General features: G+C 69.8%; 17 protein-coding genes. 11 read left to right on the top strand and 6 right to left on the bottom strand.

Annotated elements, in window-relative coordinates; all coding sequences use genetic code 11:
• Positions 1–16: 16 nt before the first annotated feature.
• The 5 genes from AC1PME_RS13000 to AC1PME_RS12980 all read left to right on the top strand — a co-directional run bounded on the left by AC1PME_RS13000 (position 17) and on the right by AC1PME_RS12980 (position 4,478).
• A complete protein-coding gene (locus tag AC1PME_RS13000) occupies positions 17–454 on the top strand; it encodes a hypothetical protein (protein WP_481096083.1) in 438 nt (145 codons plus the stop codon).
• Between the two features lie 463 nt (positions 455–917).
• Positions 918–1,523, top strand: coding sequence for a GNAT family N-acetyltransferase (locus AC1PME_RS12995; RefSeq protein ID WP_481096082.1), 606 nt, complete (start codon positions 918–920; stop codon positions 1,521–1,523).
• Complete coding sequence (locus AC1PME_RS12990) at positions 1,520–2,404, top strand: carbon-nitrogen hydrolase family protein (RefSeq protein WP_481096081.1); 885 nt, start codon at positions 1,520–1,522, stop codon at positions 2,402–2,404. The genes AC1PME_RS12995 and AC1PME_RS12990 overlap by 4 nt, the downstream gene beginning before the upstream one ends.
• A gap of 162 nt (positions 2,405–2,566) precedes the next feature.
• Positions 2,567–3,973, top strand: a complete 1,407-nt coding sequence (gene gltX, locus AC1PME_RS12985) for a glutamate--tRNA ligase (protein WP_481096080.1) — start codon at positions 2,567–2,569, stop codon at positions 3,971–3,973.
• A gap of 16 nt (positions 3,974–3,989) precedes the next feature.
• Positions 3,990–4,478, top strand: a complete 489-nt coding sequence (locus AC1PME_RS12980; RefSeq protein WP_254458407.1) for a transcriptional repressor — start codon at positions 3,990–3,992, stop codon at positions 4,476–4,478.
• A 215-nt stretch (positions 4,479–4,693) separates the two neighbouring features.
• Here the strand turns inward: AC1PME_RS12980 and rtcR are convergent, their stop codons facing one another.
• Positions 4,694–6,304, bottom strand: coding sequence for an RNA repair transcriptional activator RtcR (rtcR, locus tag AC1PME_RS12975; protein ID WP_481096079.1), 1,611 nt, complete (start codon positions 6,302–6,304; stop codon positions 4,694–4,696).
• Between the two features lie 184 nt (positions 6,305–6,488).
• Between rtcR and AC1PME_RS12970 the strand changes: the two genes are divergently transcribed.
• The 3 genes from AC1PME_RS12970 (at position 6,489) to rtcA (ending at position 10,918) form a co-directional block, all read left to right on the top strand.
• On the top strand, positions 6,489–8,036 hold the full coding sequence (locus tag AC1PME_RS12970; RefSeq protein ID WP_481096078.1) for an RNA-binding protein: 1,548 nt from the start codon (positions 6,489–6,491) through the stop codon (positions 8,034–8,036).
• Between the two features lie 546 nt (positions 8,037–8,582).
• The gene (locus tag AC1PME_RS12965) at positions 8,583–9,803 is read left to right on the top strand and encodes an RtcB family protein (protein ID WP_481096077.1); all 1,221 of its coding nucleotides are present in this window, start codon (positions 8,583–8,585) and stop codon (positions 9,801–9,803) included.
• Positions 9,804–9,898: 95 nt separating this feature from the next.
• Positions 9,899–10,918, top strand: coding sequence for an RNA 3'-terminal phosphate cyclase (rtcA, locus tag AC1PME_RS12960; protein WP_481096076.1), 1,020 nt, complete (start codon positions 9,899–9,901; stop codon positions 10,916–10,918).
• A gap of 61 nt (positions 10,919–10,979) precedes the next feature.
• Here rtcA and AC1PME_RS12955 read toward each other — a convergent pair whose 3' ends face one another.
• Positions 10,980–11,579, bottom strand: coding sequence for a hypothetical protein (locus AC1PME_RS12955; protein WP_481096075.1), 600 nt, complete (start codon positions 11,577–11,579; stop codon positions 10,980–10,982).
• Between the two features lies 1 nt (position 11,580).
• Entirely contained in the window at positions 11,581–13,323 is a 1,743-nt protein-coding gene (locus AC1PME_RS12950) for a S8 family serine peptidase (protein ID WP_481096074.1), read from the bottom strand.
• 521 nt (positions 13,324–13,844) lie between these two features.
• Here AC1PME_RS12950 and AC1PME_RS12945 point away from each other — a divergent pair.
• From AC1PME_RS12945 to AC1PME_RS12935, 3 genes are all read left to right on the top strand, one after another.
• Complete coding sequence (locus AC1PME_RS12945; protein WP_254458400.1) at positions 13,845–14,993, top strand: winged helix-turn-helix domain-containing protein; 1,149 nt, start codon at positions 13,845–13,847, stop codon at positions 14,991–14,993.
• A 312-nt stretch (positions 14,994–15,305) separates the two neighbouring features.
• On the top strand, positions 15,306–16,277 hold the full coding sequence (locus AC1PME_RS12940) for an XdhC family protein (RefSeq protein ID WP_481098116.1): 972 nt from the start codon (positions 15,306–15,308) through the stop codon (positions 16,275–16,277).
• On the top strand, positions 16,277–16,885 hold the full coding sequence (locus AC1PME_RS12935) for a nucleotidyltransferase family protein (protein ID WP_481096073.1): 609 nt from the start codon (positions 16,277–16,279) through the stop codon (positions 16,883–16,885). Before AC1PME_RS12940 ends, AC1PME_RS12935 begins: the two co-directional genes overlap by 1 nt.
• A gap of 344 nt (positions 16,886–17,229) precedes the next feature.
• Here the strand turns inward: AC1PME_RS12935 and AC1PME_RS12930 are convergent, their stop codons facing one another.
• From AC1PME_RS12930 to AC1PME_RS12920, 3 genes are read right to left on the bottom strand one after another with little or no spacing between them, the layout of a single operon-like run.
• Entirely contained in the window at positions 17,230–19,425 is a 2,196-nt protein-coding gene (locus AC1PME_RS12930) for a xanthine dehydrogenase family protein molybdopterin-binding subunit (RefSeq protein ID WP_481096072.1), read from the bottom strand.
• A gap of 22 nt (positions 19,426–19,447) precedes the next feature.
• Positions 19,448–20,449 carry an FAD binding domain-containing protein gene (locus AC1PME_RS12925; RefSeq protein WP_481096071.1) on the bottom strand — a complete coding sequence of 334 codons (1,002 nt, stop codon included), beginning with the start codon at positions 20,447–20,449 and terminating at the stop codon, positions 19,448–19,450.
• A complete protein-coding gene (locus AC1PME_RS12920; RefSeq protein WP_481096070.1) occupies positions 20,436–21,266 on the bottom strand; it encodes a 2Fe-2S iron-sulfur cluster-binding protein in 831 nt (276 codons plus the stop codon). Before AC1PME_RS12920 ends, AC1PME_RS12925 begins: the two co-directional genes overlap by 14 nt.
• Positions 21,267–21,584 lie beyond the last annotated feature (318 nt).

Below are 21,584 nucleotides of genomic sequence, written 5' to 3'. Positions count from 1 at the left end.
GCGAGGAGCGCCGGACATGCTCGCGCACCGTCATCTGCACCGCCGTCTGCAGGCGCTGTTGCCGGCCGCCCTGGAGACCCAGGGCCTGCACCCCGGCAACCTGCCGGCGCTGCTGGCGCGCAGCGCGCAGGCCGCGCTGGTCACCGCCGCCGACCGCGGCGGGGCCCTCTGGCTGCGCTTGAGCGAACGCAGTTGCGCCGCCCTGGCCGGCGACGCGGCAACGTTGTTGGCCAGCGCACTGCAGGCGCGTGCGGCCTTGCCTGGCGACGCCGCGCCATGGCGTTATCGCCGCTGGCGCCCGCTACGCCGCGATGTGCCCTGGGCCGCGGGCCAGGGCGCGCAGGACGCCGCCGATGCGTCCACAGCGGGCTTCGTCACCTGGGAGGCGCAGGGCCGTGCGCGGCTGCTGGTGCTTCCGGCGCAGGCGGCGCTGCTGTGCCGCTGGTGGCGCTGAGGCCGGGCGCCCGCGTCGACCGCGACCATGGCCGGCCCGATGGCCATCGGCGACAGCCATGCCGGTGGTGGCAGGACGCCATCGTCGGTCACGGGACGGGCAGGACGCGGGTGCAGGGAAGCGGCAAGGGCGTGCGCACTCGCATCGCCAGGCAGGCAGTGCAAGAGGCGCATGCGGCACAGGACAGGCAGGGCGCCCAAGCAGGGAAGTGGCAAGGCCGCGCACGCAAGGACATCGCCGGACAGGCAGCGCAAGGAAACGCATGCGTCACGGGATGGGCAGGACGCCCGCGCAGGGGCGCGGCAAGGAGGGACATGCAAGGACATCGCCAGGCAGGCAGCGCAAGGAAGCGCGTGCGTCACGGGATGGGCAGGACGCCCGCGCAGGGACGCGGCAAGGAGGGACATGCAAGGGCATCGCCAGGCAGGCAGCGCCAGGGAAACGCTTGCGGTAGAGTGCACGGATGCACTCTCCGCTCTCCATTCAGCGCCTGCGCGGCGCCGGGATCGTGCCGTTCCTGGACGCGGTCGCACAGTTGCGCATCGCGGTGTTCCGCGACTGGCCCTACCTCTACGACGGCGACCTCGGCTACGAACGCGACTACCTGGCCGCCTATGCCGCCTCGCCGGACAGCGTGTTCGTGCTGGCCAGCGACGGCGAGCGGGTGGTCGGCGTCTCCACCGGGCTGCCGCTGGCCGACGACGCCGAGGCCTTCGCCGCGGCCTTCGCCGGCAGCGGTATCGACCCGGCCGAGGTGTTCTATTTCGGCGAATCGGTGTTGTTGCCGCAGTACCGCGGTCGCGGCGTCGGCCACGCCTTCTTCGACGGGCGCGAGGCGCACGCGCGCGATCTCGGCCGCTTCCGCCTGACCGCGTTCTGTTCGGTGGAGCGGGCGCCCGACGATCCGCGGCGGCCGCCGGACTATCGCGGCAACGATGCGTTCTGGCGCAAGCGCGGCTACCAGCCGCAGCCGGCCTTGCGCATGCACCTGCCGTGGAACGAGGTCGACCGCGGCGAAACGCCGCATACCCTGGGTTTCTGGACCCGTGCGCTGGAGCCTGCCGCATGAAAGTCGCCGTCGCCAAGTATCCGATCGGCGCGCCCGCCGATTTCGCCGCCTTCGCCGACAAGCAGGCCGTGCTGCTCGGCGAGGCCGCGCAGGCCGGCGCGCAGCTGGCGGTGCTGCCCGAGTACCTGTCGCTGGAACTGGCCGCGACCTTCGGCACGGCCGTGTCGGCGCGGCTGCCGGCCTCGCTCGCCGCGATCCAGGCGCTGCATGCGCCGTACATGGCCTTGTTCGCCGACCTGGCGCGGCGCCACCGCCTGCACTTGGTCGCCGGCAGCTTCCTGCTGGACGGCGGGCAGGGGCGCTACCGCAATCGCGCCTACTGGTTCACCCCCGACGGCGGCCACGGCTGGCAGGACAAGCTGCAGTTGACCGGCTTCGAAAAGGCCACCGGCCTGATCGACGGCGGCGAGGCGCTGAAGGTGTTCGAGGCCGAGGGCGTGCGTGCCGGCGTGGCGGTCTGCTACGACAGCGAGTTCCCGCTGCCGGTGCGCGCGCAGTACGAAGCCGGCGCGCGCCTGCTGGTGGTGCCCAGTTGCACCGACACCGAGGCCGGCGCCACCCGCGTGCGCGTGGGGTGCCTGGCGCGGGCGCTGGAGAACCGCATCTTCGTGGCCCAGTCGGTGACCGCCGGCGTCGCCGAATGGAGCCCGGCGCTGGACGTGAACACCGGCGAGGCGACGCTGTACGCACCGATGGACGCCGGCTTCCCCGCCGACGGCATCGTCGCGCAGACCCGCGGCGAGCAGGTCTGGGCGATCGCCGAGCTGGATTTCGCCGCGTTCGAGGCCAGCCGCGGCAACGCCCAGGTGGCCAACGACCGCGACTGGCGCGGGCAACTGGCCCCGGCCGTGGTGCGCGCGGAGCTGAGCCGCTTCGCGTAGCGGGAAGTCCCCTGCGACTGCGCAGACGGCTCGCCAGGACCTGTCCCCCCGGCACCAAGCCGCTTGCACCACTGCCGAATCCCCACTCCCGAATCCCGCGGCGCCAGCAGGCGCCGCCACGGCAAGGTAAAATCGCCCGATTCCCGTCGTTTCGAGCGTTCCATGGCCTGCCGCACCCGTTTCGCCCCCAGTCCCACCGGTTACCTGCACATCGGCGGCGCGCGCACCGCGCTGTACTGCTGGCTGGAGGCACGCCACCGCGGCGGCGAATTCGTGCTGCGGATCGAGGACACCGACCGCGAGCGCAGCACCCAGGCGGCGATCGACGCGATCCTGGAGGCGATGGAGTGGCTGGGCCTGGACTACGACGAAGGCCCGATCTACCAGACCCGGCGCCTGGACCGGTATCGCGAGGTCGCCGAGCAGTTGCTGGCGCAGGGCAAGGCCTACTATGCCTACGAGACCCGCGAGGAACTGGACGCCATGCGCGAAGCGGCGATGGCGCGGCAGGAGAAGCCGCGCTACAACGGCGCCGCGCGCGAACTGAACCTGCCGCACCGCGACGATCCCAACCGGGTGATCCGCTTCAAGAACCCGACCGAGGGCGTGGTGGCGTTCGACGACCTGATCAAGGGCCGCATCGAGATCGCCAATAGCGAACTGGACGACATGGTGATCTTCCGTCCCGACGGCTACCCCACCTACAACTTCGCGGTGGTGGTGGACGACTGGGACATGGGCATCACCGAGGTGATCCGCGGCGACGACCACATCAACAACACCCCGCGGCAGATCAACATCTACCAGGCGCTGGGCGCGCCGGTGCCCAAGTTCGCGCACATGCCGATGATCCTCGACGAGCAGGGCGCCAAGCTGTCCAAGCGCACCGGCGCGGCCGACGTTATGCAGTACAAGGATGCCGGCTACCTGCCGCACGCGCTGATCAACTACCTGGCGCGGCTGGGCTGGTCGCACGGCGACCAGGAACTGTTCGGGCGCCATGAGCTGATCGACCTGTTCGACGTCAAGGACGTCAATTCCAAGGCCGCGCGCCTGGACATGGCCAAGCTCGGCTGGGTCAACCAGCACTACCTCAAGAGCGACGACCCGGCCACGATCGCGCCGCAGCTGGAGTATCAGTTGCGCAAGCTCGGCATCGACCCGGCCGCCGGCCCGGCCGCGGCCGAGGTAGTGGTGGCGCTGCGCGAGCGCGTGCAGACCCTGAAGGAAATGGCCGAGAAGGCCGAGGTCTGGTACCGCCCGCTGACCCGCTACGACGACGCGGCGGTGGCCAAGCATCTCAAGCCGGGCGCCGAGCTGGCGCTGGGCAAGGCCCGGGAGCTGCTGGCGGCGCTGCCGCAGTGGAGCCTGGAGGGCGTCGCCGCCGCACTGCACGACACCGCCGCGGCGCTGGAGATCGGTATGGGCAAGGTGGCGCAGCCGCTGCGCGTGGCCATCACCGGCACCCAGGTCAGCCCGGACATCTCGCAGACCGTCTACCTGGCCGGCCGCGACGAGGCCTTGAAACGCATCGACGCCGCGCTCATCAAGATCCCAGCGGGAAGCTGATTCCCGGGAGACCGCCATGTCCAGCAAGAAGACCGCCTGCACCGAGCCGCACCACCACGTCCACGACGCTGCCGACTTCGTCAAGGTGGTGGAGCGGGTGAGCCGCGAGCGCGGTCTGCGCCTGACCCCGATCCGTGCCAACGTGCTGCGGCTGATCGCCGAGGCCGGGCGCCCGGTGAAGGCCTACGACCTGCTGGAATGGGTGCGCGAAGGCAAGGGCGTGGGCGCCGACGCCCCGCCCACCGTGTACCGCGCGCTGGACTTCCTGATGGCCAACGGCTTCGTGCACAAGCTCGAGTCGGTCAACGCCTTCGTCGCCTGCCACCACCCGAGCAGCGCCCAGCATTCGGTGCCGTTCCTGATCTGCGACCGCTGCCACAGCGCGGTGGAGCTGGAGGACCGCGAGGTGGTCGCGCAGCTGGAGCAGCGCGCCAAGGCGCTGGGGTTCCAGCCGCAGGCGCAGACCCTGGAAGTGCACGGCCTGTGCGCGAAGTGCGCGGGCTGAGCCGGCGCACGTTGCTGGGCGTTGCGTGGCGACCGGGCAGACAGGGCAGGGCGTTCGATTGATCTGAGCCTGGCTGTCGCACGCGCGGGGTCTGCGTGTTGCGCCGCCGCGGGTAGGGCGGTTCCGTCACTGCGTTTTCTTGGCCAGCCCGGTTGCGGCCCTTTCGTGTCTCGCAGGGTCGCACGCCCGATCGCGTGAGGTGGTCGGGCGATCACTCAGTCCTGCACCGCGGCGCGCCCGCCCTCGCGCACCTGCTCCCAGTCCAGGCCGAACCGCGCCAGGTACTTGCGCAGGCGGTCGGCGTCGTTGGTGCTGGCGCGCTGTGTGCGCGACACGGCAAACAGTTCACGTCCTGCCTGCGATAGCGACTTTGCCGTCGCGCAGACCCGGACCACGTCTTCTAGTTGTACGCGGTCGAAGCGGTCCAGTTGCGCCGCCGCCTCGCCAAGCAGGGTATCCAGCGGCGAGGGTGGGGTGCCGTCGCGCCATTGCCGGCGTAGGCACTCGATTTCCTCCTCCACCAGCTCGAGTTGGATGCGTCCGGCATTGGCCAGCGTCGCCAGGCGCATCACCGAGGCGCTGAGGTCGCGGAAGTTGCCGTGCCAGCGCGCCTCGGCGCCGGTGGCGAAGGCGAGGTAGCGGCTACGCGCCTCGCGATTGAAGGTCACCCGCTGGTGCTGTTCGCGCGACCAGCGTTCCAGTTCGAAGTCCAGGTTCGGCTCGATGTCCTCGCGGCGTTCGGCCAGGCCGGGCAGGTGGTAGGTCCACAGGTTCAGGCGCGCCAGCAGGTCCTCGCGGAAGCGGCCTTGCGCGACGTGCTGGTGCAGGTCGCGGTTGGTGCCGGCGATCAGCTGGAATTCGCTCTCCACCTCGCGATCGCTGCCGACCGGCAGGAAGCGCTTCTCCTCCAGTGCCCGCAGCAGCATGGCCTGCTCGTCCAGGCCGAGCTCGCCGATCTCGTCGAGGAACAGCAGGCCCTGGTGGGCCGAGCGCAGCAGCCCCGGGCGGTCGCTGACCGCGCCGGTGTAGGCGCCCTTGGTGTGGCCGAATAGCGCGCTCATGGCGCCGTCGCCGCGCAGGGTGGCGCAGTTGACCTCGACGAAGCGCCCCGGCAACTGGTGCTTGAGCTTCTTCAGTTCGAACACGCGCTTGGCCAGCTGGCTCTTGCCGGCGCCGGTCGGTCCCATCAGCAGCATCGGCGCCCTGGAGCGCGTGGCCACGGTCTCGATCTGTTCGATCATGCGGTTGAACGCCGCATTGCGCGTGGCGATGCCGCTCTTCAGCAGCGCACGGTCCTGCAGTTGTTGCTGCTGGAAGCGCTGCGCGATGCGGTCGTAGCGCGACAGGTCCAGGTCGATCACGGTGTAGGCGCCGGCCTCGCCGCTGCCCTGTTTGCGCGGCGGCGAGGTCTGCAGCAGGCGTCCGGGGAAGTGCCGGCTCTCGGTCAGCAGGAAGCCGCAGATCTGGCTGACGTGGCTGCCGGTGGTGATGTGCAGGTAGTAGTCCTCTTCGTCCGGGCGGAACGTATAGCCAGCAAAGAAGTCGTGCAGGGTGGCGTACACCCCTTCGAAGTCCCAGGGGTCGGCGAGGTAGGTGTCGTGCAGCTGCACCTGCGTCTCCGGCGAGACCTGGCCCAGGTCCTCGCTCACCAGCTGCGCCAGCTTCTGGTAGCGGCGCAGGTCGGTCAGCAGCTCCAGGCGGCTGAGCAGGAAGTCCTCGTGCATCCCCAGCGCCACCGTCGGGCGCCACTTCTCCCAGCGTCCGGGGCCGCTGCCTGCATCCAGTTGGGTGCCAAGCATCCCGAAGACGACCTGTGGCTTGTTCATATCTATCCTTATAAGAATGCAGCCGAAATTATAGAAATATTCGGCATCGGACAAGCGCCTGTGTATCGTGAATCCGGTATTTTTCTTTACTTATCAATGAATTGGTGGGGCTTCTGGAAAGTTGGCACGGCCATTGCGACACCTGGGCATTACCAACGCGGGCCGTTCCCGCCAGGAGCCTGACATGGCCAATCTCACTTTGTTTTCGTCCTCGCGTGGCGCGCTGTTGCCGCCGGCGACCGTGCACAACGACGCGGGCGGCGCCGCCTATGCGCGTTCGCCGCGGGCGGCGCTGGCGCTGTACGCGGCCACCGGCTGCTTGAACGGCACCTTCCATGCCGGCGCCGAGCTGCAGCTGCAGCAGGTGCTCGGGCTGTGCGCGCAGGTCGATCCGGCCTTCGTCGCGCAGACCGCGATTTACGCACGTCAGGTCGCGCACATGAAGGACATGCCGGCATTGTTGTTGGCCACGCTGACCACCCGCGATCCGGACCTGTTCGCACGGGCCTTCCCGCGGGTGATCGACAACGGCCGCCTGCTGCGCAACTTCGTGCAGATCGTGCGCAGCGGGCAACTGGGGCGCAAGTCGCTGGGGTCGCGGCCCAAGCGCCTGGTTCGGCAGTGGCTGCAGCAGGCCTCGGCGCAGACCATCGTGCAGGCGGCGATCGGCCAGCAGCCGTCGTTGGCCGACGTGATCCGCATGGTCCACCCGAAGCCGGCCGACGCCGAGCGCGAGGCGCTGTACGCGTGGGTCGTGGGCAAGCCGTATCGCGAGGACGCGCTGCCGGCGATGCTGCAGGCGTACGAGGCGTTCAAGCGCGCCCCCTCGGGGGCGTTGCCGGAGTTGCCGTTCCAGTACTACACCGCCTTGCCGCTGACCGCGGCGCATTGGGCGGCGCTGGCACGGAACGCCTCGTGGCAGACCTTGCGCATGAACCTCAACACCTTCGCGCGGCATGGAGTGTTCGAGGATCCGGCGATGGTGGCGCAGGTGGCGGCACGCTTGCGCGATCCGGCGCAGATCCAGCGCGCCCGGGTGTTTCCGTACCAGTTGCTGGTGGCCAGCACCGCGGCCAGCCAGTTGCCGCCGCAGATCGGCCAGGCGCTGCGCGACGCGATGGAGATCGCGACGCGGCAGGTGCCGCGGTTGGACGGCAAGGTGGTGGTCGCGGTGGACGTGTCCGGGTCGATGGCCGCACCGGTGACCGGCTTCCGCCGTGGCGCCAGCAGCAGCGTGCGCTGCGTGGATGTCGCCGCGCTGATCGCGGCCTGCGTGCAGCGGGTCAATCCGCGCGCCACGGTGTTGCCGTTCGACACCCAGGTGCGGTCGCTGCGCTTGCGGCAACGCCAGGACGTGATCGCCCAGGCGCAGCAACTTGCCGCCCTGTGCGGTGGCGGGACCAGCGTCAGCGCGCCGTTGCTGCAGTTGAACGCGCAACGCGCGCCGGTCGACCTGCTGGTGCTGGTGTCGGACAACGAGAGTTGGCGCGACACCCGTAGCGGCGCGACTGCGACCATGCAGGCCTGGGCCGAGTTGAAGGCGCGGTGTCCGCAGGCGCGCATGGTCTGCATCGATCTGCAGCCGGTGGCCACCAGTCAGACGGTCGAGCGCGACGACATCCTGCATGTCGGCGGCTTCAGCGACGCGGTGTTCGACCTGCTGGCCACGTTCGCGGCCGAAGGCGCAGGCGCCAAGCGCTGGGTCGAGCGGATCGGGTCGATCGTGGTGTGAGGCAGGCCGAAAGCAAGGTTTACCCGGCGGGCAATGGGGCCCGCCGGGCTGCAGGAGACGCAGGATTTCAGTTGATGGAGGCGGCAGTTGCCGCTTCCCGGTTTCGCCGCCGGCGTCCACGAATGCCGATGGAACTACAGCCTTTTAAGCTCCAGGTCGCGGGTTCGAGTCCCGTCCACCCTTCGATGGGGTGGTAGCTCAGTTGGATAGAGCGGGAACGTTCCATCTCTCTTGTCGTGGCCGTCGTCGGTCCTGTTGTGCGCGTTGCCTGGCGGATGCAGGCGGGACTCCATCGGTCGCGGGTTCGAATCCCGCCCGCCGGTTGGCGGTAGCTCAGCGGTAGAGCGATCGTTCCGCAGACGGACTTGCCGCGTGAGGCGATGCGTTGGTTTTTGCGGTGAATGCAGGTGGAACTCCATCTGGTAGCCCTTCATGGGTCGGGTTCAAGTCCCGGCCGCGTGGCGGCAGAGCCGCCATGCGGAAGGTTCCACCCTTCCTCGTCACCGCGCTTTTTATTTGAAGATTCGTTGCACAAGGAGCAACACCATGAATACCGAACAGTACGACGTCATCGCGCAGCCGGGAGCGGCGCCGATCAAGCTGTGGACCCGCGGCGTGCCGCTGGAGGACGAGGCGCGCCAGCAGCTGCAGAACATCGCCAAGCTGCCCTTCATCCATCGCTGGATCGCGGTGATGCCGGACGTGCACCTTGGCAAGGGCGCGACCGTCGGCTCGGTCGTGCCGACGATCGGCGCGATCGTGCCTGCCGCGGTGGGCGTGGACATCGGCTGCGGCATGATCGCCGCGCGCACCTCGCTGGTCGCCAGCGATCTGCCGGATAACCTGGCGCCGATCCGCAGCGCGATCGAGCGCGCGGTGCCGCATGGACGTACGCCCGGCGCGCGCGACAAGGGCGCTTGGCAGACCCCGCCGGGCGCGGCAGTGGACGGCTGGTCGCAGCTGGCCAGCGACTTAGCGCTGATCTGCGAGCGCCATCCGCGCCTGCGCAAGACCAATAACCTGCAGCATCTCGGCACGCTCGGCACCGGCAACCACTTCGTGGAGATGTGCCTGGACGAGACGCAGCGGGTGTGGTTCATGCTGCACTCCGGTTCGCGCGGCGTGGGCAACGCGATCGGCAACCACTTCATCCAGTTGGCCAAGGAGGAGATGCGGCGCTGGATGATCAACCTGCCGGACCAGGACCTGGCCTACCTGCCGGAAGGCAGCCAGTACTACGGGGACTACGTGTTCGCGGTGGACTGGGCGCAGCGTTATGCGCGGATCAACCGCGAGATCATGATGCGCAGCGTGGTCGAGGCGGTCCGCACGGTGATCGCCAAGCCGTTCGAGGCGCAGGCCGAGGCGGTGAACTGCCACCACAACTACGTCAGCCGCGAGCACCACTTCGGCAAGGACGTGTTCGTGACCCGCAAGGGGGCGGTGAGCGCGCGCAAGGGCGAACTGGGCATCATTCCCGGTAGCATGGGGGCCAAGAGTTTCATCGTGCGCGGGCTCGGCAACGCGGACAGCTTCCATAGCTGCAGCCACGGCGCCGGCCGGGTGATGAGCCGCACCGAGGCGCGCCGGCGCATCAGCGTCGACGAACACGCCAAGGCCACCGCGCACGTGGAGTGCCGCAAGGACCAGGATGTGGTGGACGAGTCGCCGGCGGCCTACAAGCCGATCGAGGCGGTGATGGCCGCGCAGCGCGACCTGGTGGAGATCGTGCACACGCTGCGGCAGGTGGTGTGCGTCAAGGGGTAGCAAGAGGTGCCGGCCGGCGTGCCGTGCTGCCGGCCGGCGCCGATCGTCCGTGCGGATTTGTCTGCACGGGGCTTTCAACGATGGATTGTTTTGCAATGGACATGATCGAACTCGATGGCGCCGCGGGCGGCGGGCAACTGCTGCGCACGGCGCTGACGCTGAGCCTGTGCACCGGGATCGGCTTTACTTTCTTCAACATCCGCGGCGCACGTCCGCGGCCGGGCCTGATGCGCCAGCACCTGACCGCGGTCGTTGCCGCGGCCGCGGTCGGCCAGGCGTGCACCCACGGCGCGCAGCTCGGCGCGACCACGCTACGGTTCGAGCCGGGAACGGTCGTGCCCGGCGACTACCATTTCGCTACCGGCAGCGCCGGCTCGACCACGCTGGTGCTGCAGACGCTGCTGCCGGCGCTGTGGCGCGCCGGTGCGTCGTCGTGCCTGACGCTGGAAGGAGGCACCCACAACCCGCTGGCGCCTTGCGCCGACTTCCTCGCCGAGACCTGGCTGCCGGCGTTGCAGCGGCTGGGCGTGCGCGCTGCGTTGATGCTGGACCGGCACGGCTTCTATCCGGCCGGGGGCGGCGCGCTGCGTGCCAGCATCGCGCCCTGTGCGCAGATGCAGCAAGTCGCCTTCGATGCGCGTGGCGCGTTGCAGGCGATTGAGGCGCAGGTGCTGGTCTCGGGCCTGTCCGGCAAGATCGGCCGGCGCGAGTTGGCGATCCTGGCCGCGCGCCTCGGGGTGGATGCCAGCCCGCGCCACGTGCACAGCGTGCGTCCGGCGATGGGGCCGGGCAACACCGCGCTGGTGCGGGTGCGGCATGCGGCGCACGTGGAGGTCTTCGCCGGTCACGGCGAGCGCGGTGTCTCCGCCGAGCAGGTCGGCGAACGCCTGGCGGCGCAGGTGCGACGCTACCTCGACGGCGGCGCCTGCGTCGGCGAGCATCTCGCCGATCAGTTGCTGCTGCCGATGGCGCTGGCCGGCGGCGGCGCCTTCACCACCGACACGGTCAGCGCGCACCTGTCCAGCAATGCCCGGTTGATCGAGAAGTTTCTGCCGGTGGAGATTGCCTGGGAGCAGGTGGCTCCGCAGCAGTGGCGGGTGGTCGTGTCCAGCTGAGGGCGAGGGGACTGCCGCCATGCTGTGACCGCCCAGCATCGCTGGGCGGCCCGCCTCCGCATCACAGTGCGCGGTTGAAGCCCTGCACGATCTCCATGGAGACCTCGCGCGTGCCCGGCGCTCCCTGGAGTTGCCTGGATGCCGCCATTGCCGCGTCGACCGAACCGTAGTCGATCATGGCGCTGCCATCGACGTCCGAGGCATACACCACGCTGCCGCCGCTGCGGCGGGCCAGTGCCCGGGCCACATCCGGCGTGGTGCCGAACAGCTTGAGCTTGCCGGTGACCACCACCGGCTGACCGCTGCGTTCGTCGATCGCGGCGCGCAGCGCGGTCGCGTCCGCTGCGCGGGATTGCGTAGCCGTTGCGGTGCCCGCGCGGGCGTTGCCGCCGAGCACGATGGCATACGGTCCGACGCGGGCGGCGACGGTGCCGCCGCCATCGGCGGCAGCGACCTGGGCGCGTTGCGTTCCGGTGCCTGCCATCTGCGGCGCCGTGCGCACCGTGGCATCGGGCAGCAGACGGTAGGTACTGCGGCCGATCTGGAAGCGCGCGCCATTGGCTGCCTGGTGCAGTGCCTGGGCATCGGCGTATTGGGCCGATGCGGGCGCGGCCGCGGTCAGTGCAAGCACGGCGAAAAGAAAGAGCGTATTGGTCTTCATGTCAGTGGCCCACCACGCGGAGTTCGAAGTCCTGCAGTTGTTCCTTGCCGTGCGCGTCGAGCATGTCGGCGACCTCCAGGGTCCAAGACCCGGCCGCATCCTCGTCCAGGAAGGCGTTGCTGGCGGTCAGCGGGATCGACATGCCCTGGGTATAGACGTCCTTGTTCAAGGCCGAGAACGGGGTCATCACATAGCTGCGGGTGCCATGCGGAGAGATCAGCACCACGCGCAGGCGGCTGGGATCCTTGTGGGTGCCGTCGAAGTACAACTGCACCGTCTCGACCTTGAAGTGCTGCTTGATGGCCACGGTCAGCCTGGCCGGCGAGGCGACGCCGCCGATGGTGCTGGCCGCGTCGGTGGTGACCTGGTAGTCGGTATCCTGCAGCGGCGGCAGGGTGTTGAAGTGCGTGGCCGCCTCGACGGCCGCCGCGGCATCCACCAGCCCGAAGCCGTACCAGTTGCTGAAGCGATGGCCGGCGGCATTGGTGATCCAGCCGGGATCGATCACGCTGCCGTTGTAGAGCGCCTTCGGCTGCCCGCTGTCGATCGGCCGCGCGGTCGTGGCCAGGATGTATTTCACGTCGCGCCAGGTCAGTTGCGGATTCACGCCGAGCATCAGCGCCGTCACCCCTGACACCGTCGGCGTGGCCGAGGACGTGCCGTTCATGAGCCCGGTGTAGTTGCACGATGCGTCGATCGGGGACTTGCTGCCGTCCAGCGCGTTCTCCACCGGCACCCCGTCGCGGTTGTAGCCGGCGGCACAGCCGCTGAGGTCGGTGGTCACGATCGCCGGGTCGTAGTGGGGGTCGCTGGCGGTCGTCGCCGACCGGGACTGCTGGTAGCGCTTCTGCCGCCCGTATTCGCCGCCGAAACCGCTGACCCAGACCGCCGAGCCGGGGGACGAGTACGAACTGCGCACGCCTCGCGCATTCACCGCACCGACCACGATGGTGGTGATCAGGTCGTTATTCGGATCGACGTTGGCCAGGCTGCAGGCGACGTTGTAGCGCTTGGGCAGGTCCGGGCAATGATCGGCCAGCGTGCCTTGCGCGTCCGCGTAGATGAAACTGTTGAAGTCGTTGCCGGCCGCCTTGACGTAGATGGCGCCCTTGCCGTTGCGCCCGGCGCGCATGAGTTTTTCCCAGGCGTACTGCGCTTCGACCGAGACGTTGGGATAGAAATTGGAGACGATGCCCCAGCTGTTGTTGAAGATGTCCAGCGTCCTGGCCTCGGCGCCATTCCCCCAGGCATTGCGGAGCTTGTCGTCGCTCTGGTCCGAATCGAGGAAGTTGAAACCAGCCAGCGACGCGTCCGGGGCGACGCCGCGTCCGCCTTTGCCGTTCCAGCCCACCGCGGCGGCGATGCCGGCCACCGCCGTGCCGTGCGCGTCGCCGACGTCGCTGGGCTTGGGGTCGTGCGAACCGTCCAGGAAATTGTACGAGCCGTTGGGCAGGATGTTGGCGGCGAGGTCTTCGTGGTGGATGTCCAATCCGCCGTCGACCACGCCGATCTTGGCACCTGCGCCGCGGATGTGCAGTTCGTGCAGGACATCCACATCCAGGTCGACACCGGGCGTGGGAAGCGTGTCGCCGATGACCGCCTGGCCCTGGTTGTGCAGGTACCACTGATAGCGGAACAGCGGATCGTCGGCGGCGCTTGCGGCGGCCGCGGTAGTGCCTGCGGCGATGCCGAGCGCGAGTGCCGACAGCAGGACAGTGACCGGTCGTGTACAGGGAGGTGTCATGTGGCGGATCCAGGGGAGGTGAGGGACAGTCGATGGCGCTTGCCACGTGCATGCCAGGCATCGCCTGCGCAGTGCCGATCGAGGCGTTGCTTGCTGGCGTTCGCCATCCGGTCGGATACGGTCGATCGCCAAGCGCGGCGCAAGCTACCCGCATCCGGATTTCCGCCGCAAGCGCAACGCACACCGCGAAAATGACGTAGTTCGCATGTGTTTCGGTACTGTGCGGATCGCCGCGCGATGACGCGGGATTTCAGTCGAAACGCGCTGCCGGCGCGTGCAAAGCGTTTACAAAATGCTCCAGCGCGGCGTCGGCTTACGCAAGCGCGGGCAATCGGCGTGGTGCGAAGCCATCGGGAGTTGCGCACGCCATCGCCTGAAGCATGCGCCGCAAGCCCGGTTCTGCGCGGGAACGTTCAACGTGGCGGATGCCGACCAGACACACCGCGACGGATGCGATCCACCTTGCGCGCCAGGGTTGTTATCCTGGCGGGCGCTGCCGCGTTGCCAGGAAGGTCGTTCCGATGCGCACTCCCATCGCCTCCGTCCCGATCGCGCCCGCCCGGGCGCGCGCGTTGTGGCTGCACGCGCAGCGCCTGACCACGCCGGCGCCGTTCGGCCGCGGTGCCGAGGCGGTGCGGCAGGCCACCGCGCACCTGGGCTACGTGCAGATCGACACCATCCACGTGATCGCGCGCAGCCACCACCACGTGCTCTACACGCGCATTCCCGAGTACCGCGAACAGGACCTGGAGCAGGCGCAGTCGCAGGACAAGTCGCTGTTCGAGTACTGGACCCATGCCTTGGCCTACGTGCCGGTCGCCGACTACCGCATGTACGTGGCGCAGATGGCCCGGCGACGTGCGCAGGCCGACGCCAGGGGGGCGGTGGATGCGCAGGACTACGCGCGGCTGCTGCGGCGCATCCGCAGCGAGGGGCCGTTGTCGATCCGCGACATCGACGACGAGGTCCTGGTCGAGAAGACCCATCCGTGGGGTAGCCGCAAGCCGTCGCGGGCGGCATTGCAGTACGGTTTCTTCGGCGGCGACCTGGTGATCAGCCGGCGCAGCGGCATGCTCAAGACCTACGAGCTGGCGGCGCGGCATTTCGGCTGGAGCCGGCGGCCGCGCCCGGTCAGCGAAGCGCAGTTCGCGCAGTACCTGCTGCAGCGCGCGTTGCGCGCGCAGGGCATCGTCGGCGTGGAGTCGATCTGCTATGGGGAGACCGCCGCCAAACCGGCGGTGCGTGCGTTGATCGCCGCGGAGGTGGCACGCAAGCGCCTGCGCCCGGTGCATCTGCAGGGGCAGGAAGGCGTGGCCCTGTGGGCCGCGCCGGAGGTGCTGGACAGCGCGCCGCCGCCGCCGGACCCGACACGGGCGCAGCTGCTGTCGCCGTTCGATCCGCTGGTGATCCAGCGCAAGCGGCTGCAGCAGTTCTTCGGCTACAGCCATCGCTTCGAGGCCTACGTGCCGGCGCCGCAGCGGGTGCTGGGCTACTTCGCGCTGCCGGTGCTGGTCGGCGACCGCATCGTCGCCGCGCTCGACCTGAAGATGGACCGCCGCGCCGGCCGCCTGCTGGTCCAGCAATGGACCTGGCTGGAACCGCGACGCCCGGCGCTGCAGGCGGCGGTCGACGCGGCGCTGCAACGCTTCGAGCGGTTTCATCTGCCCTAGCGGCCCGTCGCCGTCACGGATGGCGGATGGCGCCCGCTCGACGGCAGCGGTATCCGCGGCGGAGCGCCGGGCGCCGGCACGGTGCCATACAGGGCCGATCGCAGGATCGCGACGGTCGCGCACTTCGTGCGCTGCGGTCCCCGCGAACGCGAGGCCTGCGAACGGCGACCAGGGTCACCTCGCGACCACAGGCCGCTGCTTAGGCTCCGGATTCCCCCTTCGCCTGGCCGCCGCATGTCCGCTGCCCGACACTGTCTCCATGATGCCCTCGACGCCTGCCGTCGCGGCGCGCCCGCGGTCCTGGCCGTGGCGATGGCCCGCGAAGGCTCCACCTACGCGCATGCCGGCGCGATGGCCTTGTTCGGCGCCGACGGTGCGCAGCAGGGGTGGCTCAGCGGCGGCTGCCTGGAGCCGGAGATCGCGCGGTGCGCCGCGGAGGCCGCCGTCGCCGGCATGCCGGTGTGGATGGAGATCGATACGCGCGAGGACGAAGACCTGCTGTCGGGTTCGTCCGCTGGTTGCCGCGGCCGCCTGCACCTGGCCTTGTTGCCGCTGCTCGCCTTGCCCGGTTTCGAGGAGCTGGCCCAGGCCTGGCTGCAGGGGCGCGGTGGCTTGACCCTGGCGCTCGATGTCGACGGCGGCATCGCCGCCAGCGTGGCCGATCAGGCGTTGCGGTGGTGCCTGCCGTGGCACACGCTGTCTGCGGCTCCGCGCGCTGGCGAGGTGCACGTGCCGCCGGTGCCGAGGGTCAGCGTCTTCGGTGCCGGCCCGGAAACCGCCTTGCTGCTGCCCTTGCTGCGGCAGTTGGGCTGGATGACCACCCTGGTCGAACAGCGGCCGCGCTGGTCTGCGTTGGCTGCGTTGGCCGATCGCGCCCTGGCGTGCACGCCGACACGCGCGCTGGCCGACTGTGCCGGCAGCGATGCGGCGCTGGTGATGCACCACAATTTCGAACTGGATCGCGAAGCGCTGGATGCGCTGGCCGGCAGCGCGATCCCGTTCCTCGGTCTGCTGGGGCCGGTGCGGCGACGCGAGGACCTGTTCCGTTTGCTGAGCCCGACGCAACGCGCGCAGTTGTCGCCGCGCCTGCATTCGCCGATCGGGCTGCGCCTGGGAGGCAATGGCGCGGAAGCGATCGCGCTGAGCATCGCCGCGCAATTGCAGGCCAGCCGGGCCGCGCCGCCGCGGCTGAGCGCGGTCGCGCAGGCCAGCGACAGGCTGCGGCGATCGCATCGCGATGCGCTGGCGGCGGCGCCGCGACGGCTGGCCGAGGGCGGCGGCTGATGGCGCAGGCGCACGCGGCGCTGATCCTGGCCGCCGGCGCCAGCCGCCGCCTCGGCCGTCCCAAGCAGACGCTGACCAGTGACGGTGAGCCGCTGCTGCGCAAGGTGGTGCGCCTGGCGCTGTCCACGGCGCCGACGCGCTGCGTGGTGGTGCTGGGCGCGCAGGCCGAGGTGCTGCATCCGCTGCTGGATGGATTGCCGGTGGAATGCGTGCGCAATCCGGACTGGTCCACCGGCATGGGCGGCAGCCTCGACTGCCTGCGTGCGGCGGTACGCGACGATGCCACGATCACCCACAGCCTGGTGCTCGGCTGCGACCAGCCCGCGCTGGCCGCGGCGCATCTGCAGGACCTGTTGGCCGCGGCCGCGCGCGCGGCGTCCGGCTGTGCGGTCAGCGCCTACGCGGGCGTGCGCGGGATGCCGGCGGTGGTGGCGCAGCAGTGTTGGCGCGCTTTGCCATTGGCCGGCGACGAGGGCTTGCGCGCGCTGTTCGCGACGCTGGCGGCGGACAGCCTGGGCTGCATCGCCGCACCGGCATTGGCGCTGGACCTGGACACGCCGCAGGACGTGGAGGCGGCGGTGGCAAAGGGGTGGCTGGATCCGTCGTAGCGGTTGCCGGCGGGCGCACGGTGTTGCGCGGGGCGTGCTGCGCCGTGCGCGAGGTGCGGCCGAACGGGGTCTCGGTTCAGACGGCGGTCGACGTCGGGGCGTTCGCCGTTGCGTTCGTCATGGTTGCAGGCGCTGCTGTGGCGCGTCGGCCAGCCACACCGCAGGAGCGGCTTCGGTCACGACGGCGGCACAAGCCGACATGGCGTTCTGCGTCGTTCGTCGTGACGGAAGCGCACCTCTCATGCTCTGCTTTCGCTGTCCTGCCGTTGGAGGTCACCTGAAGTCGCTCCCGCGGCGGCCTGGGTCGCGTCGGCTGGACGCAACGGTCGAAAACCCGATCGCGCTCAGCCGATCAACTTGTCCGGGGTGATCGGCAGGTCGCGGATGCGCTTGCCGGTGGCGTGGAACACGGCGTTGGCGATGGCCGCGGGAATGCCGACCATGCCCAGCTCGCCCATGCCCTTGACCCCGAGCGGGTTGACGATGGTGTCGTCCTCTTCGACGAACATGGTCTGGATCTCGTGCACGTCGGCGTTGACCGGCACGTGATAGTCGGCCAGCGAGGCGTTGAGCATGCGTCCGTAGCGATGGTCGATCTCGGTGCCTTCGCTGAGCGCCATGCCGATGCCCATCACCACGCCGCCGATCTCCTGGCTGTGCGAGGTCAGCGGATTCATGATCTTGCCGCAGGCGGTCGCCTCGATGACCCGCGTCACCTGCACCATGCCGGTATCCGGATCGACCTTGACCTCGATGAACTGCGCGCCGTGCGCGGCGGTCGCGTACTTTTTGCGTTCGGCCGAGGGCTTGGATTCGTGCACCACCTCCAGTTCCTGCAGGCCGTGCTGGCGCATCAGCTTGGCGACGTCCAGGCCGGCCTCGGGCTTGCCGATCGGGCGCAGCCGGCCATCGACCAGCTCCACCGCGTCCACGTCCAGTCCGCTGAACGCGGCCTGCCCGTCCTGCCTGGCCAGTTCCAGCAGCTTGTCGCGGATCTCGCGCGCCGCGCCATGGATCGCGCTGCCGACGCTGGCGGTGGTCCACGAGCCGCCCTGCGCGGGCGCCTTGGGCAAGCGCGTATCGCCGAGTTCGAACTGCACGCGCTTGGCGTCGATGCCCAGGTACTCGGCGGCGATCAGGGTCATCACCGTGTAGGTGCCGGGGCCGATGTCGGCCGTGGCGCTGCCGACCCGCGCGCTACCGTCGGCCTTCAGCACCACCCGCGCCAGCGCCGGCATCTGCATCGCCGCCCAGGTGCCGGTGGCCATGCCCCAGCCGACCAGCAGGCGGCCGTCGCGCATGGAGCGCGGTTCGGGCGTGCGCTTGCTCCAGCCGAAGGTTTCGGCGGCCAGCGCGTAGCACTCGCGCAGCGCCTTGCTCGAGAACGGCTTGCCGCTGTCCGGATCGGTCTCGGCATAGTTGGCCAGACGCAGCTGCAACGGGTCCATCTTCAGCGCATAGGCCAGTTCGTCCATCGCGCACTCGATGCCGAACATCTGGCTGATCGTGCCCGGCGCGCGCATCGCCTGCGGCGTCGGCAGGTCGGTCTCCACCACCTCGAAGCGATCCTCCACGTTCGGACAGGCGTACAGCGAGCGCGCATTGCGGAAGATCGCCTCGTTGAACGCCTCGATGCGCGAGGTATTGAGCACGTGCCGGTAGCGGATCGCCTGCAGCGTACCGGCAGCGTCGGCGCCCAGGCCCAGTTCCACGCGGTAGTAAGGCCGGTAGCCATGGCCGCTGAACATCTGCCGCCGGGTGTAGACGATCTTCACCGGCAGGCCGACCGCCTTGGACACCGCGCCGAGCAGAAACGTGTAGTAGTTCGGGCGCAGGCACGAGCCGAACGCGCCGCCGACGAACAGCGACACCACGTTGACCTTGTCCAGCGGAATGCCGAAATAGCCGGCCAGCTGTTCGCGGTCCTGGTAGACGTTCTGGCTCTTGTTCACCACGGTCAGGGTGTCGCCGATCCAGTAGCCGATGCCGCCATGCGGCTCCATCGGGTTGTGATGCTCGACCGGCATCGTGTACGCGGCTTCCAGCTTCACCGGTGCGGCGGCGAACGCGGCGGCCGGGTTGCCGCGCGGCTTCGGCGTCTTGTCCGGGGTCGGATCGTGCGCCTGGTCGAGCAGCGCGTCGAAATCGGTGTGCGCGGTCTCGGCGGCGTAGTCCACCTGGATCAGCCGCGACGCATGCCGCGCCTGCTCGAAGGTGGCGGCCACCACCACCGCGATCGGCTGCGCATTGAAATGGATGCGGTCGTCGACCAGGGCACGGAACGACAGGTCCTCGCCCTTCTTCTTGACCTCATCGGACACCGGCTTGATCGCATTGAGGTGGGTCAGCACCTTGATCACGCCCGGCGCGGCCTCGGCGGCGCGGGTGTCGATGCGCACGATGCGGCCCTTGGCGATGGTGCTGGTGAGGATGTAGCCGTGGACCAGATGCGGGATCTGGAACTCCGCCGCATAGCGCGCCTTGCCGGTGACCTTGGCGTAGCCGTCGACGCGGCGCATTTCCTTGCCGATGTAGTTCATTGCCGGTTCTCCGGTTGGCCGCTCACGCGGCGTCGCTGCCGCTGGCGCGGTGCAGGGCGCGGATCATCGCGTGCGTGCCCATCGGGATCTTGTAGGCGTTGTGCGCCAGCGGCCGCGCCGCGGCCATCTCGGCCTGCGCGGCGGCGGCGAAGGCAGCTTCACCGACATGCTGCCCGACCAGCGCACGTTCGGCGGTGCGCGCGCGCCAGGGTTTGTGCGCGACCCCGCCCATGGCGATGCGCGCTTGGCGGATGCGTCCGTCCGGTTCCAGTGCCAGCGCCGCGGCCACCGAGACCAGGGCGAACGCGTAGCTCGCCCGGTCGCGCACCTTCAGGTAATGGCTGTGCGCGGCGAAGCTCTGCGCCGGCAGCGTGATCGACTCGATCAGTTCGCCGTGCGCCAACTGGTTGTCCAGGTCGGCGCGTGCGTCGGGCAGCAGGTGAAACTCGGCGAACGGGATCTCGCGGCGCGCGCCGGCGGGCGTGCGCACGTGCACGGTCGCGTCCAGCGCGGCCAGCGCCACGCACATGTCCGACGGGTGCACCGCCACGCAATGCGTGCTGTGGCCGAAGATCGCATGGGTGCGGTTGAGTCCCTCGCGTGCGCCGCAGCCGCTGCCGGGTTCGCGCTTGTTGCAGGGCAGGGCGGTGTCGTAGAAGTAGCCGCAGCGCGTGCGCTGCAGCAGGTTGCCGCCGTTGCTGGCCATGTTGCGCAATTGCATCGTGGCCCCGGCCAGGATCGCCTGGCTCAGCAGCGGGTAGCGCTGCCGCACCAGCGGATGGTTGGCGGTCTGGGTGTTGTTGGCGAGCGCGCCCAGGCGCAGGCCGCCGTCGTCGGTTTCGGCGATCTCGGCCAGGTCCTTGAGCCGGGTCAGGTCGACGATCTCGTCGGCACCGGTGACCCCTTCCTTCATCAGGTCGAGCAGGTTGGTGCCGCCGCCGAGGAAGCGCGCGTTCGGGTTGGCGGCGACACGGCGTACCGCGTCTTCCGGCGAGGTCGCGCGCTGGTACTTAAACGGCGTCATCGGCCACCTCCTTCGCCATCTTCAGGGCGGTCAACTCGGACTGGTCGACGTAGCGCCAGGTCAGCGGCCGCGGCGCGCCGCCGCTGTGCACGTCCTGGATGGCGGCGACGATCTTGGGGTAGGCGCCGCAGCGGCAGATGTTGCCGCTCATGCGCTCGCGCACCTCGGCGTCGCTGAGCTCGGTGACCGGCCGGCTGACGTCGGCGCTGGCGTGGCTGGCGTCGCCACGCTTGATCTCGTTGAGCAGCGCTACCGCCGAGCAGATCTGCCCGGGCGTGCAGTAGCCGCACTGGAATCCGTCGTGCTGCACGAACGCGGCCTGCATCGGATGCAGCCGCTCGCCGTCGGCCAGGCCTTCGATGGTGGTGATCTGCGCGTCTTCGGCCTGTGCGGCCAGGGTCAGGCAGGACAGGCGCCGCTCACCGTCGACGATCACCGTGCAGGCGCCGCACTGGCCGTGGTCGCAGCCCTTCTTGGTGCCGGTCAGCGCCAGGTGTTCGCGCAGCGCGTCCAGCAGCGTGGTGCGCGGGTCCAGCTTCAGCGCGTGTCGCTGGCCGTTGACCTGCAGGACCACGGGCAATGCGTTCTGCGGCGGCGCCGCCTTGGCGGCGGGTGCGGCGAACGCGGCCTCGCTGAAGAGGATCTGGCCGCCGGCGCTGCTCAGGCCGGCGGCCGAGAGCAGGGCGATGAAGTCGCGGCGCGACAGGCCGTTGATGCCGAGCCGGCGTGCGAGCGCGGCTTCGTCCTCGCTCAGCGGGGTATCGCGCGCGGTGTCGGCGCCGGACGCGGCGCCGGAACGGCTGGGGTCGTGCTGCATCGGTCTCTCCTGCCTGGGGACCGCCACCGCGCGCGCCGCGGCGCGGCATGGGGCGAGTCGACCTGGGTAGCGGCACCGCCATCGCGGCACCGGCGTGCGGGCACGCCTCGGCACCCAGGGGCAGCATCGCGGCGGTGCCGCGAAGGGATTGCGAAGAGCATGCGAAGGGACGGTGTCGAGGCCGCGACACGCGCGCGCGGAGGCGGGATCGGAGCGCGTTCGCCTGGCCCAGCCGGCGGCATTGGATGCAACGCGCCTACGCGCCTGCATCCGGGACAAGGACCGTCGCCATGGTCCCCACACGCGCATTGCTATCGT

It is taken from the genome of Xanthomonas sp. NCPPB 901, assembly GCF_056725085.1.
This window is presented reverse-complemented; position numbering and strand designations above follow the sequence as displayed.